This window comes from Mameliella sp. CS4 (assembly GCF_019392335.1).
In the GTDB taxonomy this organism is placed as follows: Bacteria; Pseudomonadota; Alphaproteobacteria; order Rhodobacterales; family Rhodobacteraceae; genus Antarctobacter.
In genome coordinates, this window is sequence record NZ_JAHXRQ010000019.1 from 40,254 (window position 1) to 56,761 (window position 16,508).

The 16,508-nt window shown below is 66.3% G+C and carries 28 protein-coding genes; all 28 read right to left on the reverse strand.

From position 1 onward, the window contains the following. Positions 1 to 10 precede the first annotated feature (10 nt). The 28 genes from KZZ07_RS19540 to KZZ07_RS19670 all read right to left on the reverse strand — a co-directional run bounded on the left by KZZ07_RS19540 (position 11) and on the right by KZZ07_RS19670 (position 16,497). A complete protein-coding gene (locus KZZ07_RS19540; RefSeq protein ID WP_219516579.1) occupies positions 11 to 238 on the reverse strand; it encodes an Acb2/Tad1 domain-containing protein in 228 nt (75 codons plus the stop codon). 12 nt (positions 239 to 250) lie between these two features. Further along, positions 251 to 1,183: a phage tail tube protein gene (locus KZZ07_RS19545; RefSeq protein ID WP_219516580.1), complete on the reverse strand. Its 933-nt coding sequence runs from the start codon at positions 1,181 to 1,183 to the stop codon at positions 251 to 253. A 3-nt stretch (positions 1,184 to 1,186) separates the two neighbouring features. Beyond that, on the reverse strand, positions 1,187 to 1,321 hold the full coding sequence (locus KZZ07_RS27795) for a hypothetical protein (RefSeq protein ID WP_255564462.1): 135 nt from the start codon (positions 1,319 to 1,321) through the stop codon (positions 1,187 to 1,189). After that, positions 1,318 to 1,752 carry a phage tail terminator protein gene (locus KZZ07_RS19550; RefSeq protein WP_219516581.1) on the reverse strand — a complete coding sequence of 145 codons (435 nt, stop codon included), beginning with the start codon at positions 1,750 to 1,752 and terminating at the stop codon, positions 1,318 to 1,320. The genes KZZ07_RS27795 and KZZ07_RS19550 overlap by 4 nt, the downstream gene beginning before the upstream one ends. Continuing rightward, the gene (locus KZZ07_RS19555) at positions 1,752 to 2,180 is read right to left on the reverse strand and encodes a gp436 family protein (RefSeq protein ID WP_219516582.1); all 429 of its coding nucleotides are present in this window, start codon (positions 2,178 to 2,180) and stop codon (positions 1,752 to 1,754) included. Before KZZ07_RS19555 ends, KZZ07_RS19550 begins: the two co-directional genes overlap by 1 nt. Positions 2,181 to 2,277: 97 nt before the next feature. Next, entirely contained in the window at positions 2,278 to 2,739 is a 462-nt protein-coding gene (locus tag KZZ07_RS19560) for an HI1506-related protein (RefSeq protein ID WP_219516584.1), read from the reverse strand. A gap of 11 nt (positions 2,740 to 2,750) precedes the next feature. Further along, entirely contained in the window at positions 2,751 to 3,644 is an 894-nt protein-coding gene (locus KZZ07_RS19565) for a Mu-like prophage major head subunit gpT family protein (protein ID WP_219516585.1), read from the reverse strand. Positions 3,645 to 3,654: 10 nt separating this feature from the next. Beyond that, entirely contained in the window at positions 3,655 to 4,407 is a 753-nt protein-coding gene (locus tag KZZ07_RS27800; RefSeq protein ID WP_255564463.1) for a hypothetical protein, read from the reverse strand. Then, on the reverse strand, positions 4,407 to 5,423 hold the full coding sequence (locus KZZ07_RS19575) for a phage protease (protein WP_219516586.1): 1,017 nt from the start codon (positions 5,421 to 5,423) through the stop codon (positions 4,407 to 4,409). The genes KZZ07_RS27800 and KZZ07_RS19575 overlap by 1 nt, the downstream gene beginning before the upstream one ends. Positions 5,424 to 5,479: 56 nt before the next feature. Continuing rightward, complete coding sequence (locus tag KZZ07_RS19580) at positions 5,480 to 5,971, reverse strand: phage virion morphogenesis protein (protein WP_219516587.1); 492 nt, start codon at positions 5,969 to 5,971, stop codon at positions 5,480 to 5,482. Positions 5,972 to 5,977: 6 nt separating this feature from the next. Next, entirely contained in the window at positions 5,978 to 6,184 is a 207-nt protein-coding gene (locus KZZ07_RS19585; protein ID WP_219516588.1) for a hypothetical protein, read from the reverse strand. Beyond that, positions 6,177 to 7,658 (reverse strand): phage head morphogenesis protein, encoded by a 1,482-nt coding sequence (locus KZZ07_RS19590; RefSeq protein ID WP_219516589.1) that lies wholly within the window; start codon positions 7,656 to 7,658, stop codon positions 6,177 to 6,179. The genes KZZ07_RS19585 and KZZ07_RS19590 overlap by 8 nt, the downstream gene beginning before the upstream one ends. Next, positions 7,651 to 9,276, reverse strand: a complete 1,626-nt coding sequence (locus KZZ07_RS19595) for a DUF935 domain-containing protein (protein WP_219516590.1) — start codon at positions 9,274 to 9,276, stop codon at positions 7,651 to 7,653. Before KZZ07_RS19595 ends, KZZ07_RS19590 begins: the two co-directional genes overlap by 8 nt. 13 nt (positions 9,277 to 9,289) lie before the next feature. Continuing rightward, positions 9,290 to 10,921, reverse strand: coding sequence for a hypothetical protein (locus KZZ07_RS19600; RefSeq protein ID WP_255564464.1), 1,632 nt, complete (start codon positions 10,919 to 10,921; stop codon positions 9,290 to 9,292). Positions 10,922 to 11,150: 229 nt separating this feature from the next. After that, entirely contained in the window at positions 11,151 to 11,423 is a 273-nt protein-coding gene (locus tag KZZ07_RS19605) for a hypothetical protein (protein ID WP_219516592.1), read from the reverse strand. After that, positions 11,423 to 11,587 (reverse strand): hypothetical protein, encoded by a 165-nt coding sequence (locus KZZ07_RS19610; RefSeq protein WP_219516593.1) that lies wholly within the window; start codon positions 11,585 to 11,587, stop codon positions 11,423 to 11,425. Before KZZ07_RS19610 ends, KZZ07_RS19605 begins: the two co-directional genes overlap by 1 nt. Before the next feature lie 184 nt (positions 11,588 to 11,771). Further along, positions 11,772 to 12,089, reverse strand: a complete 318-nt coding sequence (locus KZZ07_RS19615; protein WP_219516594.1) for a ubiquitination-like system serine protease family protein — start codon at positions 12,087 to 12,089, stop codon at positions 11,772 to 11,774. Positions 12,090 to 12,279: 190 nt separating this feature from the next. Next, the gene (locus tag KZZ07_RS19620; RefSeq protein WP_219516595.1) at positions 12,280 to 12,846 is read right to left on the reverse strand and encodes a phage protein Gp27 family protein; all 567 of its coding nucleotides are present in this window, start codon (positions 12,844 to 12,846) and stop codon (positions 12,280 to 12,282) included. 3 nt (positions 12,847 to 12,849) lie between these two features. Beyond that, positions 12,850 to 13,149 (reverse strand): VpaChn25_0724 family phage protein, encoded by a 300-nt coding sequence (locus KZZ07_RS19625; RefSeq protein ID WP_219516596.1) that lies wholly within the window; start codon positions 13,147 to 13,149, stop codon positions 12,850 to 12,852. Further along, positions 13,146 to 13,502, reverse strand: coding sequence for a DUF2730 family protein (locus KZZ07_RS19630; RefSeq protein ID WP_300534901.1), 357 nt, complete (start codon positions 13,500 to 13,502; stop codon positions 13,146 to 13,148). Before KZZ07_RS19630 ends, KZZ07_RS19625 begins: the two co-directional genes overlap by 4 nt. After that, entirely contained in the window at positions 13,499 to 13,837 is a 339-nt protein-coding gene (locus KZZ07_RS19635) for a hypothetical protein (RefSeq protein WP_255564465.1), read from the reverse strand. The genes KZZ07_RS19630 and KZZ07_RS19635 overlap by 4 nt, the downstream gene beginning before the upstream one ends. A 17-nt stretch (positions 13,838 to 13,854) precedes the next feature. Beyond that, positions 13,855 to 14,400, reverse strand: coding sequence for a 3TM-type holin (locus KZZ07_RS19640; protein ID WP_219516597.1), 546 nt, complete (start codon positions 14,398 to 14,400; stop codon positions 13,855 to 13,857). Beyond that, positions 14,391 to 15,017 (reverse strand): holin-associated N-acetylmuramidase, encoded by a 627-nt coding sequence (locus tag KZZ07_RS19645; RefSeq protein ID WP_255564466.1) that lies wholly within the window; start codon positions 15,015 to 15,017, stop codon positions 14,391 to 14,393. Before KZZ07_RS19645 ends, KZZ07_RS19640 begins: the two co-directional genes overlap by 10 nt. 65 nt (positions 15,018 to 15,082) lie before the next feature. Next, positions 15,083 to 15,466 (reverse strand): hypothetical protein, encoded by a 384-nt coding sequence (locus tag KZZ07_RS19650; RefSeq protein ID WP_219516598.1) that lies wholly within the window; start codon positions 15,464 to 15,466, stop codon positions 15,083 to 15,085. Then, positions 15,463 to 15,684 (reverse strand): hypothetical protein, encoded by a 222-nt coding sequence (locus KZZ07_RS19655; protein WP_219516600.1) that lies wholly within the window; start codon positions 15,682 to 15,684, stop codon positions 15,463 to 15,465. Before KZZ07_RS19655 ends, KZZ07_RS19650 begins: the two co-directional genes overlap by 4 nt. Next, on the reverse strand, positions 15,681 to 16,127 hold the full coding sequence (locus tag KZZ07_RS19660; RefSeq protein WP_219516602.1) for a gp16 family protein: 447 nt from the start codon (positions 16,125 to 16,127) through the stop codon (positions 15,681 to 15,683). Before KZZ07_RS19660 ends, KZZ07_RS19655 begins: the two co-directional genes overlap by 4 nt. Then, complete coding sequence (locus KZZ07_RS19665) at positions 16,124 to 16,360, reverse strand: hypothetical protein (protein WP_219516604.1); 237 nt, start codon at positions 16,358 to 16,360, stop codon at positions 16,124 to 16,126. The genes KZZ07_RS19660 and KZZ07_RS19665 overlap by 4 nt, the downstream gene beginning before the upstream one ends. After that, entirely contained in the window at positions 16,357 to 16,497 is a 141-nt protein-coding gene (locus tag KZZ07_RS19670; RefSeq protein ID WP_219516605.1) for a hypothetical protein, read from the reverse strand. The genes KZZ07_RS19665 and KZZ07_RS19670 overlap by 4 nt, the downstream gene beginning before the upstream one ends. Positions 16,498 to 16,508 lie beyond the last annotated feature (11 nt).

Consider the following 16,508-nt stretch of genomic DNA (forward strand, 5'->3'; position numbering starts at 1 on the left):
GGGGTTTCCTCTACTTGGTGACGTGCTTCACGGCCCACATGACCGCCTGTTCAGCATTGGTGATCGCGATCGACATTTCGCGGCTGCTGCCGGTCCGTTGGCACGCGTCGATGAAGGCCGCGCCGAGATCCTTGAGTTCCTCCATCGCGGCCTTCTCTTCGTCGCAGAGGACGCGATACTGATGGCGCACCGCGTTGTTCGCGGTGCGGTCGTCCGAGGTGCTGTCGACATGCGCCATTATGGTCTCCGGTCAGGTCAGGGTGAGGGTCCACTGGTCGTTGCCCGAGCCGGGCAGCGGGACCAGGTTCAGCGGCCATTCCATGATGCCCTGCGCCTCGGTCGGATCGCCGGGGCGCTGCATCTGGCAGGTCGGGGCCGAGAGCGCCGCGATGCGGCCTGCGCCGGTACCGTGGGTCAGCGCCACGGCAACGGAGGTCTGGTCGCGGGCCAGCGCCCAGGGATCGAGGGTCGCGACGGCCACCGCCTCGACCTGTGTCTCGATCATCTCGGACCGGTCGACGATCACGATCTCCTCGGCGCCCACGAGGAAACGGCCCTCGACCTGGTTGCCCAGGCCGATCTTGAAGCTGCGCATCACCATTTCTTCACTGTCGATGGTGAAGGTCGGCGTGGCGGTGTTCGACGCGATGCGCGGCTTTTGCCAGGCACTGTAATCGGGCGTGGGCAGGGTGCCGGCGGCGGGCTTGGTCCAGAGGCCGGTGAAGGTGAATTCCAGCACCGGGATCCCGCTGGCATTGACCGTGACGTCACAGTTCCCCCGCGCGCCGGTCAAGCTGAACAGATGCCCGTCGATGTGAAGGTAAATCGTCACGCTCTCGAAGCTGTCCGAGATCGGGTTGTAGACCACGTCGGTACCGGCATCGACGGTCTCGGCGCAGCCGCAAGCGCGCATGAGCGGCCCCCAGGCGGGCGCGGTCCCGGCGGTACCGGAGGGTTCCAGCTCCACCTTGAAGCTGATCACGGCATGCAGATCGTAGGGGATCGTCGCGTTGGCGCCCAGGTAAGGCGTGTCGTGGCCACGGTCGGCATCGGCGCCCTGCATGGGCTGGATGCTGATCTCGGAGGCCAGGATCGCGTTGGCGCCGCCGGTGGGCGTCGGATCGGTGCCGTAGGTGGTCTCGATCTTGGCCAGCAGGACCTTCTTGCGGAAGTACAGGGGCATCTATCAGGCCTCCTTCTGTGCAGGCTCTGCCGGTTCCGGCTTGGGACGCGGCGCGGGTTTGGGGGGCTTGACGGTCTGCTTCAGCCCGCCCTTCTCGGTGCGGACAAAACTGCCTCCGGATTGCGGGAGCCTGGTCATGTGGTGATCCTCAGCTGGTCGGTGATGCGGAACTCTGTGACAAAGGCCATGAGGCCGTTCTGGGTCGGCGCCGGGCGTTCGGCCGCAAGCTCGAAAACGCCCACCTCGTCCCCCGGCGCCCAGCCGCAAATCGCCTGCTGGATGTCCGCCAGGAAGTCGTCGAGCCGATCCAGGGCGCGCTGGCCGCGCGGGTCGGTCGATTGCAGGAATGTGGCGATGGAGACGCCCCGCCGGACCGGCTGGATGAAGAGGCCCGCGCCCAGCGTGGCGGCTGGCAGACCGGTGGTGGTGCCCGGCAGGATATAGGCGTTCACGCCGCCGCGCGGGGCGGTCCCGCCGCGCAGGACAGAGACGAAATCGCTTGCCAGTCCGACCCGGCCGTCCAGCTCCACGACCCGCTCCTCCAGACGTGTCTTGATATCGGCCAGCATCAGATGAAGCCCTTGAGGTTGTCAGCCGTGAAGGGTCGGTCGCGGTCGTTGACGCGCACGCCGCCTGCCCCGGTCTCGGAGGGGGTGACGCCGTCGGCGTCCAGGATGACGTTGCCCCTGGCGATCTCCTGCAGCGTCTTGATGGCCTGGCTGTAGTCGCGGACGATCTTCTCGTTCGGCTCGTAGACGTGCAGCGTGTAGATCGCGATCTCGCGGCTGATCTTCGGGATCGGGTCCGGCGTCACGGCGAAGGGCAGCCTGTAGCGGCCCTTGACGTAGCCGTCGATCAGCGCGTCCGCCTCGGAGATTGCGCGGGTCACCGTGTCGGCGTCGATGGCGCCCGTGGCCAGCTCGCCCCGGTCGGTCAGGTCGACCAGCAGCTGGGTGCCGTAGCGCTGTTCGAGATCTGCCTGGGTGCAATAGGGCATTTGAAGGACCGTTCAACAGGGGTGAAAAGCCCCGGCGGCGCGGGGGCGCAGCCGCCGGGAAAGTGGCCCGCCGCGCCCCCCGGCACGGCGGGCGGTGTCAGTCTTGAGGCAGACCGGACAGGGTGAGTTTCGGATCGTTGGCCAGCATGGCGATCTCGTCATCGCTCAGCTCGGCCAGGGGGATCTTCACCGGCTCGGGCGAGAAGTGCCGCCCGGCCCGCCAGCGGCCACGCTTGGGGCCGATGACGGTCAACACGCCTTCGGGCGGCTGTTCCGGGTCGGGGACGGCAGGCTTTGCCACCTCTTGAGGCGCCGCCGCCGCTTTTGCGACGGGCGCGGACCCCTGGTCTTCCTCGGCGGCGGATTGTGTGGGGGCGGCGCGCTCGCCCGCCCCCTCCACCGGCCCGGGGCCGTCGCTGGTCCCTTCCGGCGTGGTATCCGATCCGGCTTGCTCTGCCTCGGCCTCGGCGATCTTCTCGGCCACCGTCTCGTCCTTCCAGCGCGAGCTGGTGGAGATCCCGAGTTCGGCGGCGCGTGCGTCAAGCTCCTCGCGGGTCATGGCTTACCCCCTCACGCCAGCCAGGGCACGACGAGCAGCTCGGCGGTGCCTTTCCACTCGTTGGTCTCCCCACCCGAGCCGTACTCGGAGTTGAGGATCTTGCGGCCGGCGCTTTCCAGCGAGGGCGGAACCACCAGGAGGTTGGGCATCAGGCCCAGCGGGCGGCCATAATCGCCTTTCATGCCCGAGAGCGCGGTGCGACCGGCGGCATATGCGCTCGCATTCAGCGTCTGCTTCGATCCGTAAGCCATCTGCCAGAACCCGAAGCCGACATTCGCCCGCGCATCGGCACCATAGACGAATTCCTTGTTCATGAAGACGTTCTGGTCTTGCTCGCGATCCAGCGAGACGAATTTGAAGTCCTTGCGCTTCTGCAGGATCAACGGCTTCAGCGCGCGGCGCGTGTCCAGCAAGTACCAGGGCGTGCCCGAACCGCCACCGGTGTTCGAAACGGAGGTCGGGGTGCCATCCTCGTCAAGGACCGGGTGGTCTGTATCGAAGAAGTTCTGCTCGTCGTAGCACTCGGTGGTGAAGCCAAGGGGCAGCAGACCGAAGACCATCAGGTCCCATTCGGAGCCGGTCGACATACCCATCTCTTCGAAGAGCGGCGCGTAGATGCCGAGGTTGTCGGTTTCGATGTCGTCACGGTCGACGCCGACGGTCAATTCCAGCGGCTTTTCGGTGATGGCGTAATCGTGCTGCATCAGGTTCTGGACCAGGCGCGGGCCGATCCATTCACGTACGCGCGGGATCTTCCCGAGCCAGCCGTACTTCTGTTCCTTCTGCGTCGACCGGACCTCGGTCGCGACCCGGTTCCACATCGGCTGCGCCTGTCCCAGCCCACGCTGAAAGGAGGCGTTGAACCCGACCCGGAGGCTGTTCAGGTTTGCGGCGTTTACAAGCATGTCAATGTCCTCAGAGGGTCAGCGCGGGTTGCGCGGTGGCACCGTGGGCGCCGGTGACGATCCAGCCGACGGTGGCGTCGATGAACTCCAGCGTCGCGGTGTCGCCCGCGTCGGCGAAAACGATGGTGGCAAAGCCCGAGCAGGTGTCGGGCGTCAGGGTGCCGTCGCCGCCGTCAGAGACCAGCGAGACGGTCAGCTTTTGCCCCGGAGTGCCGTCGGCCAGCGTCAACGCCTCTGCGCCGCCGGTGGTCTTGGCGACGTAGCGGTGCGTGACCGGGATCGCCAGCGTGGCCCCGGCGACCGCTACCGATCCGGCGGTGATCGCGGTGGCAAAGGCGGCGGCGGTCGCACCCTCGTCCATCAGGACCCAAACGCCGTTGCTGTCCAGCCCGGCGACGATCCCGGCAGGCGAGCGCGTGCCGGACCCATCGGTCTTGGCGACGGTCTGATCGTCGACGGCATAGCAGACGTCGCCGATCTCGGCCTTGGTGATCTCGTCCGCCGCCGACGAGTTGGCAAAGCGGTAGATGCCGGGGCGATAATCGCAGGTCAGGTCACCCGCCGAGCCTGCGGAGTTGTCGACCCGCTCTTCTGCGCGGCCGGCGCCGACAAGGCCCGTGGCGGTCTGGCCCTCGACCAGGTTGCCCGAGGCATCGCGCATCACCAGGGCGCCGGCATAGATCACGGTCGAGGCGGCAACGTCGCCCTGGCGGATGTCACCCTCGAACCGGGCAGTGTTGCGGTCTGCGGTCAGTGCGGCCATCAGGCTGCCTCCTCTTCGCCCGCGTCAGCCTTCAGCTGCGCAAGGAAATCCTCGTGGGACACCCCGAGCTGGTCGGCGACCGTCTTCTGGTCGGCGCTCAGTTCGGTGATTGCCTCACCCTTCGGGGCCGACTTGGCTGTATGGGTCGCCGAGAGCTTCGGCAGGCGGCTCACCACCATCTCGGCGCGGTCGGGATTTTCGAGCCAGAGCGCCGAGAGCTCGACGCGGAAGTCGGCATCGATGGCGCGGCCTTCGGCCACCTTGTTGTCCAGCCACTGTTCAGCGCGCAGCTCGCCCAGCTGCTCGGTCAGCTCGGCGACCTGGTCGGCGTCGCCGGCATTCGCCACGGCTGCCTTGGCCAGGACGGTCAGTTCCGCCACGCTGGCGCCCTCCTCGGCCCCCAGCGCAAGCGCCAGGGTGGAGAGCTCGGCGGGCTTTTCCGCGCCTTTCTTCAGCTTGGAGATGGCGGCGAGGATCGCGTCCTCACCAGCATCTTCCGCGAGGCCCAGGGCCTTCGCGATTGCGGCCATGTTCATGTCGTCTGTCTCCTCGGAAAGGGATGCGATGGCCCCGCCCAGGGCGGGGGTATTGGTCAGGGAGGCGTGGAAGATCCGCGCCACCTTGCCGGTGGCCTTGTTGAAGGACATCACCGGCGAAATGCCGTGGTAGGCACGGTCCGCCATCAGCTCGGCGCCCTTGCTGTTCCAGGTCACACGCCCCCAGATCCCGTCCGGGCGGCCCTGCAGCTCCTCGATCCAGCCCACGGCCGGAGCGTCACCGCCCTTCGGGGCGGAGCGCGTGGTGGCATGGTTCACATCGATAAAGATCCGCTCACCGGAGGCGGTGCTGGCGGCGATCAGCTCCTCGGCACTGTCGTAGAACCAGGGACCCCGCCCATCGACAGAGCGGAACTTCTCGCCCGGTGCGGGCAGGAGCTGGATCCATTCGGGCGGGGCCTCGCCTTCCAGCGAAAGAGCCACTGCCTCGAATGACGAGATATCTGGACGCGTGTTCATGAGGGCAAAATGCCCGGTTCCGCGCCCCCGCTACATTGGGAAGGTTGCGCGGAAGATCAGTCGTCGATCAGGTCTTGAAGGTAGTCTTCAATGGTCTTCAGGATGGCGCTCTCACCCTCGGGACCGATGCCTACGAAGGGCCGGGCCGGGATGTCGCCCCAGGGGATCGAAGCACCGCGCGACGTGGTCCCGAACTGCCCCTGGGCCGCGCCGAACTGCATCACGGCGGCGTAGATCATGTTTGATCCCCAATCGACGTGCCCCGGCGCAACCTCATAGGCAATCGTAGTCGACAGCGCGCGTGTCACCCCGACCAGCGGGCCACCTTTCGGCGTGTCGCCCCGAGCGGCATAGGCGTCCAGCGTTGCCTGGCTGCGCGGTGCCCAGGCCGTGCCATCCGGCGCTGTGCCAGTCTTGAAATTGCCCTTGGTCCGCTCGACCATCAATTCGCCGATGTCCTGAAGGAGCGGCGTCAGGTCGGAAAGCGCCTGTTCTGCCTCGGCCAGGGCGGGGCGCAGCGTGTCCGTGGTGACGTCGACGGTGATCATGCCGGCTCAGAGATCCAGTTCGACCGTTGGTGCGGCGGGATCGAAATCTGCGGACTGCCGCGCCATGAACAGCGCCTCCGACCAGGTGGCGCGTGCCATGTCCTGGTCTTCCTCCGGCAACTGCTCGATCAGCTCCGACAAGCGATCCTCCGCATCCGCCGGCAGTGGCTCCGCGTTGATCAGGTCCATGATCTGCTGCGTGACGTCAGACATTCCGGCGGTCCCTTGCCTTGAACAGAGTGAGCAGCTCGGGCTTGATCCGGGCGTGATACTCCGGCCCCAACATATACAGCACGAAGCTCTCAGCGACAAACTCCTTGAAGTTTGTCGACCCGTAGATCGAAACCGCGAAGTTCCACCCGTCGCGATCCCAGCCTTCAATCGCTGCGTTCACCGCCTCCCAATGGGAAAAGTGGAACTGGTGGCCGGTCTCGTGAATGGCCACGGAGCGTGGATAGTCGTCGCCCCCGATCACCACCGTGTGCTGCCATGTTGCGCGTTCGGCCGCGCGGCGTGCTGGACCATCCGGCAGCTTTGCAATCGCCTTCGCATGTTCCGTTGCCCAGGTCTCCAATCGCTTGGCTTGTGCCTCGGGCGCATACCAGGGCTCCCTGGACAGCCCGACCCTGTTCCAGCCCATGACCTTGTATCCGGGTGCGTACCAGGCACTGGCGTTCGGCGAAGGCTTGAGCCTGCCTCCGGTTGCCGTGGCTATGACCTTCGCGGAGCCCACGGCCTGCAACGGCACCATATCGAAGCGGTTTTTCAACTCCCAGAGCGTTTGCACCACCTCGTTGACCGCATCGAGCTTCACCTTCCCGGGCCAAGCGACCTGTTTCTCGGCCAGCCCGCTTTCCACCACCAGCACCGCCGCATCCTTCAGGGACGTCGCCGGTCGCAGAGGCGGCACGGACGGCGACGGCGGGTCGGCGGCATCTTCGGTCAGCGCCGTGAACAACCCTTCGGGCAAGGCACCGGCCTTGCGCCGGATCTGCTTCCGCACCTCCTCGACCACGCTGCCGCCCGGCGCATATCCCCAGCCCCGGTCGATCCCGTCCGGCTCGCCGGTCTTCGGGCTGAGATCCCGCCAGTTCTCGGGCAGCGTGACGTTCGGGTTGCCGCCTACGCGCCGCGCGCCCCGGATAGAGCGCGCGCCGATGACGTAGCAGCTGCAGCCCCAGCCGTTCGGGGGATAGTGCGTGGCCCAGAACGGGTGGTCCGCCGGCAGGATCAGCCCGTCCCAGGCCAAGTGCTGCTCGCGCGGCTCGATTGAGCCACCGTGGCGATAGACCCAGTATTTGAACCCGCCCTCGACCAGCTGGGCGTGCCGCCCGGCGGCGTAACTGGTGCGCATGTTCGTCTGGTAGATGATCCGGGTGCGCCAGGCCTCGCCCTTCTTCGTGCCCTCGCCGGTCCAGCCGTGCCAGCCGCGCTGCTCCACGATCTTGCGGAAGTCGCGCCGGAACTCTTCCAGGGACGTGCCCTCCGCGATGGCCTTCTCGACAGCCTTGGCCAAATCAGCCAGCAGATCCGCCTTGGCAGCGCCCGCCACCATGAAGGCGCGGTCGTGCTGCGCCTTCCACAGATCGTCCCATTTGGCCGTGGGCACCTGGTTGCCCAGGCGCAGCCGGAAGGCCGCCACCTGTTCCTTGAACGGCTTCCGAAAGCTCGTAGCGAGATCAGCCATCGCCATCCCCGGCCATCAGACGCCCTGCAAGGTCACCCGCAATGAACGCCTGCGCCAGCACCTGTGCCAGCGCGTCCTGCGAGATCGCGGGATAGGCGCCCAGCAGCATCTCGCGCAGCTCGTCCAGGCTATCGGCCGTGCCCATCATCGCCTCGATCTGCGCCAGCATCGCCTCGATCTCGGGCGCGGCCTCCTCGGTCAGCTGATCGACCGCGATGTCGAGAGGCGCTGTGCCGCCCGCTGAGCGGCCTCTCTCGTCGTCACGGCCCACCGCCGCCGAAAGAGCGGCAAGGGTATTCAATGGGTATTTAACGGCGCTCTCATGAGGGTTTCCGTCCCCTGCCCCCGGTTGACCCGGCGCCTGCAGCGCATTCTGCCCCCCGGGACGCAGGATTTTGGCCCCTTCGGAGGGGCGGCGCAGGCCGAGCTTGGCATAGACATCGTCCTCTGCCACGGCCAGCCCGCGATCCACAGCCTCCCCCACGGTCTCCATCCACTTGGCAAGGTCCTCGGCCTCGGGGCGGGCGATCACGATCCGGGGGTAGCGGCCATGCTCGCGGTAATTCAGATCCACCCAGGGCCGCACCAGGTCGCGGTTGAGCGCCCCGGAGAGCGCCTTGGCGTCCGCCCGCTCGATGTCTTCCTGCACCATCCGGTGCTCCTTGCCGGAGCCCAGCCCGCCGACCTCGGCGTCGGTGGTCGCGGTCTGGCCCAGCACCGCCTTCGAGACCTGCTTGTCCAGCCAGTCGGCCCGGCTCTCGTAAAGATCCACCGAGGCGCCGACATTCTTCGTCTCGACAAACTCGATCTCCATGCCTTCGGGCATGATCGCGGCGCAGTCGCCAGCGATGTTCGCCACCGCCCGGAACAGCGTGTTGCGGTCATCCTCGGAGGCGCCCACCGGGTATCTGCCGACGCGCAGGGGTTGGCCATAGGTCTGGGTGAAGATCGCCCAGTCCCGCAGCGTGTACATCTTGAACAGGTAAGCCCAGGTCACGGCCCGGCAGATCCCCGAGCGCGGCGTGATCCCGCTCTTGGCCCTAATCCGGGGGTGGATGAACTTGTACGCGGGCATCGGCTCGTCCTGGCCGTTCTCGCCGATCAGGATTGGCGTCTTGAGATCGCGGCGGTCGAAGCGGAACCAGCGTGGGTCCCGCGCCTCTAGCCGCACCGGCCAGATCTGACCCGTGCTTTGCTCCCAGATGATCTCCGTGAACGAATAGCCCTTGCCGATACTGTCGAGGATATCGAACAGCTCCTCCTCCAGCTCGTCGCGCAGGAGCCAGGTCCGAAGATCCTCGGCGATCCGCTTGTCGATGGCGTCCGAGCTGGCGTCCTCGACCGTGATGTCGAGTTGGGTGACGCTGCGCTTCCGCGTGCCCAGGACACCGACATAGTGCAGGTCGCGCTCTTCCATCGCCTCGGCCAGCTCCAGCTGGCGTTCGGGATGCCCCTCGTCTGCCTCGCGCAAGATGTTGGCCAGGCGGCGCGGATCGAGCCCGTCGCCGGGATAGCCGGTGAGCGGCGAGCGCACGCCCGTCAGGGACGGCCCGGCCACCTCGCGGGTCAGCTCACGCCGACGGACCGGGCGGCCCCATTGATCGACCAGTTGGGTCATTGGTCACTCCTTGTCAAAACACGCCACCGCGCAGGCGCGCGCCCAGCGGCTGGCGCCACCAGGGCCGGTCATTGTCCCGATCCTCGGGACCGTCCTGGCGTTCTGTCACCGGCTGGTAGGCGATCTCGGTACCGGTCTGTCGGCTGGCGTACCAGGCGAGCGCCCCTGCCACGGCGCTGTCGCCGTGACGGTCCAGCCCGTCCGATCCCTTGAACCGGAAGTCGCGCGGCACGCGGATGATCCCATCCACGAACTGCAACGCCTGGTGATCCGCCAGCACGTCGGCGTGCCTGGGCAATTCGATGGTGCGGTCGGTGAAGGCCTCGATGTAGGAGGGCATCTCGGAGGCGTACCATTCGCGGCTGAAGCTCACCTCCTCGATCCGGCTGCCGTAGCGCATGGCCGCCTCCTCGGCGAGGTAGGCACCGTTGCCGGTCTTGTCGACGGCGCCCTTCATGAAGCGTGGCAACCGGTCCGCGATGTAGAAGAAGACCTGCTTTTGCTGGCCGAAGGGGATGTTGCGCATCTCGACGATCAGCTTGCAGCGCTGGCGCAGGTCCTCGCCCTCTTCCATGATCACGATGTCGGTGGCGTCGCCGGACCGGGCAAAGTCCTCGCCCAGGTTGTGGCGGCGCTTGGGGTCCAGGCTGTCGAGAACCGGCTTGAGGTGTTCCTCGCACCAGGCCAGCGTCTCGGCCTTGCGCTGTTCCTCCGGCGCATTCTTGAAGGCGTCCGGCTGGTGCCAGCGGAGGAAAGGCGCGCCCTTCACCAGGCAGGCCTCGATCTGCACCCGGGTCAGCGCGGCGCCGGCCATCTCCGAGGGGATCGCGTCGAGCTCCTGCTTCATCGCGGCGTCGCGCGCGCCGTAGGAGCTGCGGATCTGCGCCTCCCAGGCGTCCTGCGCCTCTTGGCTCCACGCGTCGCCCTTCATCAGGCAGACCTTGTTGAAGAGACCGTTCAAAACCGCGTCGCCGAAAGTGTAGGTGTGGACTTTGAAGCCGTTCTTGCCAGCCTGGGCTTCGCGGATCAGCTCGTTAAACGGGTTCAGGTGCCCGTTATGGGTCGAGATCACCCGCACCTTGCCGCCCCAGATCAGCAAGGCGTTCACCGCGTCGATGACCTCGCGCACGTCGCGGTGGAAGGCCGCCTCGTCAATGACAACGGTGCCCTGAAGGCCGCGAATGTTCGCCGGGTTCGACGACAGCGCCTCGACACGGAAGCCAGAGGCAAAGCGCACGCGGTAGGCCGCGATCTGCTTGGTCTTGCCGTCGGGCTGCTGGTCCTCGAAGAGGAACTCCTCGACCTGGCCCAGCTCGCCGGCCACCACCTTGGCGAAGTGGGCGACATAGCCGATGGCCTCGCGGCCCTTGTCCTTGGTGTCACCGATGTAGAAGCAGTTCTGCCCGCCGGCGGACCGTTTTGCAGCGGCGATCAGGGTGCAACCCAGCATCTCGGCAAAGGTAATGCCCGTCCGGCGCCCTTTCTCGCAGACCTTCAGGTCCGACAAATCCTCCAGCCAGCTCTTCTGGTGCTCCATGAGGATGCCCTCGGCGAGCGGGTCGAGATCCGCCGGGATGTCCCCGCCGCGCGGCAGATCGGCCGGGAGTTCCTCGGGATCGCGTGAGAGGACGGGAGCGTTGGTCAAAACTGAACTCCCATCAGGGCCTCCTGAATGGCCCTTTCACGGCAACGCGCCCAGGCCCGTTGCGCCACGTCTCTCCAGCGGCTGTCGCGCGCCGCTCTATCGCGAAGTCGAAACCAACGACGACGCATCCAGCGAGGCACGGCAATCCAGTGCTTTCCGCAAATCCACTCGGCGTAGGCTCGCGAGGTAGTCCGGATGCAACCGGGGCAGAGACATGTGACACGATCAGTCATGCGGCGCGCGCCTCCAAGCGGAGGCGCTCGATGCACAGACGCGCCCGGAGGAAATCGGGATAGCCCTGGACCATTGTCTCCAGGCGCTCCAGGCGAAGCAGCCGCCCATGCAGCCCGCCCCAGAACCGGCCATCCAGCCTTTTCCCGGCCAGCAAGTCCCGGATCGCGCGGGCGGCGTCGCGGCAGGCGCGTTCGGCGTCTCGGTCGCGCCCCGCCCAGAAGCGCGCGTGCGCGTCCATGTCGTTGGCGATTTCGGCGGGGCTGGCCATTAGAACGAACTGTCCGCCTGGAGGACCCAGAGCAAAGCTGCACGCTCGACTTTCAACCCACCAGTTCCCACCGGGTTTGGGTCTGGGCCGCCGTAGGATGCACCCAATTTCAGCTCGCCTTCAATCTGAGCAATTCGGCGGCGGATCTGGTCCTCGGTTTTCATCAGCCTCTCCCCCCCTTCCGGTTCTTGCGGGTGGCCTTGCGCGCCGCACGCTGTGCCTTGCGCGCCTTGGCCTTGGCCGGATCGGCGGCCCGCGGCGCGCTGGACAGCCGGGGCACCACTGCGCATCGGCAATTTCCCAACGCAAGCATTCCAAATCCCACGGCGTATTTTCCAAAGCTCAGCATCACGCCACCTCCCAGTAGCCATCCCGCAGCCAGCCATGCCAGCCGGCGCAGATCTCGTTGCGGTGGACGTTGACCGACGGGTGCAGCGTCGGCTCGGAGCGGGACCCGTTCCAGTTCCAGGTCGCGCCGTGGGCATGCGGCTTGTGCCGGTGGCCGACCGTGATCCGGCTGACCTGGCCGCACCCGCAAGGGCAGACGAACCAGAGCGCGGCTTCCTCGCCCTCCTCGCAGGGCGCGATCCAGATTGAGCCGCAATCAGCTCTGCGGCGATGCTCTTGCCGGTCGGTGAGGACGATGGCGCGCAGCGGTTCGGTCATGTCGCCTCCTTAAGTGTGATCAGGTACGGTTCCCCGCGCCACCAGCTGACGGTGGCCTGCCCGCCCAGGTGCGTCGCAAATCGTTCGCGTTTGCCGAATGCCCAGGCCAATGCCGCTTTCCACTTCGGTCCTTTGCGCCAGTGGTGGTCCCCGACCAGGAGGATCGCATTGACCTGTGTCCGCGACCGCCTCATGACCGCAACCCCAGCACGCCCCTGCGCAGGCGGTCGAGCATCTCGGCCGAGAGCCCGGCCTCGGTGGCCGTTGCCTCCAGCGCCTCGTCCATCTCGGCCTGCGCCGCCTCGCGCGCCTGACGGGCGACACGGGCGCGTTCATCGGCCAACAGCTTCTCGCGCATGCCCGAGCTGCTCATGAGATCCTTGAGCATCCGGCCCAGGCTCATCAGGTCTTTCGGGTCGAGGTGTTCGTCCTTCTCTCGCACCGACTGGATCATGTGGACCGCGCTCGTGGCGATCATCTGCATCAACACCTTGTGCAGCTCGCCCTCGGCCTCGATGTCCATGTCCGAGAGCAGCGTCTCGGCGATGGCGAAAGCCTCGCGCTGGTCCTTCAGCGCCTTCGAGAAATCGCCGACGGCCGTCTTGCCCACCGACAGTTCAAGACCCGCCTCCTGCAGACGGAAATTCAGCCCCTCGGTGACATCGACGATGTCGGCGAAACCCCGGTCGCGCAGCTCCTCGGCCAGCCAGCGGCGTAGCTCCTCGGGGATCAGGTCCAGTTTCCTTGGCGGAGGCATGGCTCAGCTCCCCGGACGGGGGCGCTGGACACCGGGGTGCTTGGCGATGCCCTGGGCGATCTCGACGCCGCGCGTCGTGGCCGTGGCGACGATGAACCCGCCTGCCAGATCCTCGGTGGTCAGCATGCCCTGTTCGGCCAGCCAGCTCAGCTCGGTCACCACCTGGTCGCGCGAATAGGTGATCCCGAAGCGCGGCAGGAGATCGGTCATGATCGAGACATTGGAGGTGTAGCGCGGCGCGTCCTCCAGCATCCGCAGGATCGCCAGGCGGGCGTGTTGCTGCAGTTCTTCGGCGTAGCTCATGGCCGGTTCCTGTCGTTCAAAAGGTGGTCCTCGTGGCGGCTGACGATGGTCTCCAGCCGCTGCATGATCTTGGCGTTGCCCTCCATCACGGCCTCCATTCGACCCAAAGATCCGGTCATCTCGGCGATGCTCAACTGGATGTTGTGGACGTCATCCTTGGACGGCAGGCCGCTGACAGTCTGTTCCAGCCGCGCGATCCGGATCTCGTGCCGGTCCATACGGTCGGACCCAGCCTTGAACCGTTCATCGACCTCGGACCGCCGGGTGCGGATCACCGCCACGATCATGGCAGCGAAAGACAGCAGGATCGGGATGGCCTTCATGGCCATGTCGAGAAGATCGGCAGCAGTCACAGCGCATCCCCCTCGGGCGTGGGCGCCTCGGAGAGCGTCTCATAGGTGTCCCCGCTGGCCACCAGGCAGGAGATCCCGTTGGGCATCGTCATGGTGACTGTCCATGTGCCCGTCGCATCCGACGCAAACACCTCCATGATCGCGCCGTTCGCACCCAGGCCTATGGCCCGCCGGGTTTCGCCATATTTCTCAGCCAGCCCCTCGATCAGGGCAGCACGGGGCACGCAGTGGCGCAGGGTCTGCGCCTCGGCAGGCACAGACAGGGAGGCGAAGACGAGGAGCGCAAGGATTGCCCCAAGGCACCAGGCGATCATTCCAAGGGTCGCGGATTTCATGGTCAGTCCTTTCTGGATCAATTCGACGCCCGCCAGGCGTCGAGGGCGGGATTGTCGGAAAGCACGGGGGTGGAGGCGCGGGGCGCCTCGCCATCTTCCAGCGCATCCAGGCTTGCGCGGCTCTTAAGGACCGCTTGTGTCTGGGTCAGAAGCCCCGCCACGTCGCGCTGGAAATCGAGACCCTTCACCTGCTGGCGCCCACCGAAGAAGAAGGTGACGATCACCAGGATCACGGCCCAGACGCTCTGCGGGATCACCCCCCAGGCGGCAAAGACCTGCGCCATGAAAACCGGGTCATAGGGGGTCCAGACCAGCACCCAGAGCGCCCAGAGCGCCAGCAGCGGACGCGGCAAACGATTGAGACCGTCGATCAGGCTGTCCCACCAGGTGCGGCGTGTCCGGCGGCAGAACTCGGCCGCGAACTGGTCCAGCGCGGCGCTGTCCAGGTCATGGCCGCGTTTCGAAGCGGCCTCTGCGTTGACCCGGAACACCTCGGCCATCTCGCGCACCGCGTTGCGGTCACCACCGAAGAGCGTGGAGAGGATCTGGCCGATCAGCCCCATGCCGCCACCCGCGCCTGAAACTCGGCATCGGTCATGTGGTACTCGGGCGAGATGAACTCCTCGGCGCGCTTGATCCAACCACCCTTGCCGCCGGCGCGGGTGCGGGCGTATTTGCGGCTGGCCCGGCGCCGGTCGGCGATGCGGAAATAGAAGTTGCGCCGCTCGATCCCGTAGGCATCGACCAGGTGCTGCCCGGCCCGCTCCCAGGCACGGTTGGCGGCGGAGATGGTCTGGGGACCGATCACGCCATCGATGGCGATCGCGGGCGGGGCCATCTCGCACAGCAGCCGCTGGAGGAGCTTCACCGCGTTGGCGCCGGCATTGACGTACATGTCGAAGACGGTGGCCTGCAGCGGCTCGGGCAGCTCGTCGATGCGCGGCCCGAAGAAATAGCGCTCCTCGAAGATCAGGATCGCGTGATCCTGCGACAGCGCACGCACATCCATCACGTCGATGTCGCCGTCACCATCCAGGTCGCCCCAGGGGATGTTGCGCAGCGTGTGGATGGTGACGCCGTACTTGGTCGCGCCACCCGGATCGTCGGGATCGTTCACGAACGCGCCCTCGCGGGCGACGATCTCCTCGGCCATTCGGCGCACGTCATGTTTCGTGGACATCTGATACCCCCGTTGAACGGGGTCAGAATGCCGGGTTGAAACGGGTGCCTACATTGGGAAGGTTGTCAGAACAGAGACAGCTGATCGGGATCGGCTGGAGGCTTGTCGCCACCGGCCTCGCGCAGGGTCCGCTTGACGTTTGTGCTGCTGGTTTTCAGGGCGCGGCAAATCTGCCCGACCGACAGGCCCTCCGCGTGCAGCGCGCGGATCAGCCAGTTTTTTGGCATCGGGATCTCGGTCAGGTTCGACCGCATGCGCGCGCCGAGCGCCCGCATCTTGTCGGCGCCGATCAGATGCTCGGCCGCACTGCGGCCACGGGGGTCGTCCGGAAACCAGAGAGGCGAGCCGCCGAACATGACCAGGAAGCTGACCGCCATGCGCGGCCCCAGGACCTCGATATAGGGATCCAGGTGCGCCGGGTGGCGAGGATATGCCACCGGGTCGGTCATTCCCGCGCGTTCTTCGCTCTGACGCCACAGACAGTGCCGCCGGACGCATAGAAGCGGAGATCCTCGGATGCCAGTTCATACATGCCTGCATTGGCGGTACCGGCAGCATCCGCACGGGCGGCGATGACTTGGCGCAAGGCTTCGACCTCTACGCCTGTGACGGTCTCGATGTACTGCAGGAGTGCATAGTCCGAGACCCTGTGGCGCGGCTTCTTCATTTTCCGATCCTCGACCAGTCAAAGTCGATCCGGGAGCGCTTGCCCCATTGGATCAGCGCTTGCAGCACCGCGTCGATCTTGTCGTGATCGCGCAGCCCGTCGATGTCGGCCGGGACAAAGCCCCAGGCCTCGCCGAAGCGTTTCTGGATGAACTTGTTCAGCCCCTTGCGCGTCGGGTCCTTCAGCTCGCCCGCATGGCCCAACTTGGCCCAGAGGACGTGGACCAGGCGCAGGTCCGCGCGGGGCGCCTTGGCGCGCTTGCCGGAAGAGGGCCGGAACCCGCGCGCCTTCAACTCGTCCAGGACACGCTGCCGCTCATCGTCGGACATATCCGAGAGGCTGGTCTTGCCCACCAGGCGCAACTGCAGATCATGTCGGGTGTCTGCGTCGATCCCGAGCTGGCGGCAACCGACGTGGATGGCGCGGATCATATTGGCGGTCATGGATACACCTCGTCTTCGAAACAGACATCCAGCGGGTGCCAGTCCCAGGCGAGCCTGAGCAGCGCTTCAAGGTACTTCGGTTCCGGCCCCGCGACCTGGAAGCCGCAGGCCGGGCAGCGGATGATCACGCCGTCGGCCAGGTCGTCGCTCGTGAACTCGCCGACCAGCATCAAGGGTTCGTCATCGCAGGCCGGGCAGTTTAGCTCATCCTGATTGATCTGCTCGGCGGTCATTGCTTTTCCTCCGGCGCAGGAAGTGCGAGCCGCCTCTGGCGTTTTGGCGGGGTCTTCGCATTCGCGATCATCTCGTCGAGCTCCTTCATGTCGAAGCCCATGTGCGAGGGGTCCTGGTACTCCAGCTCGATCTTCAAAACGTGCTTTC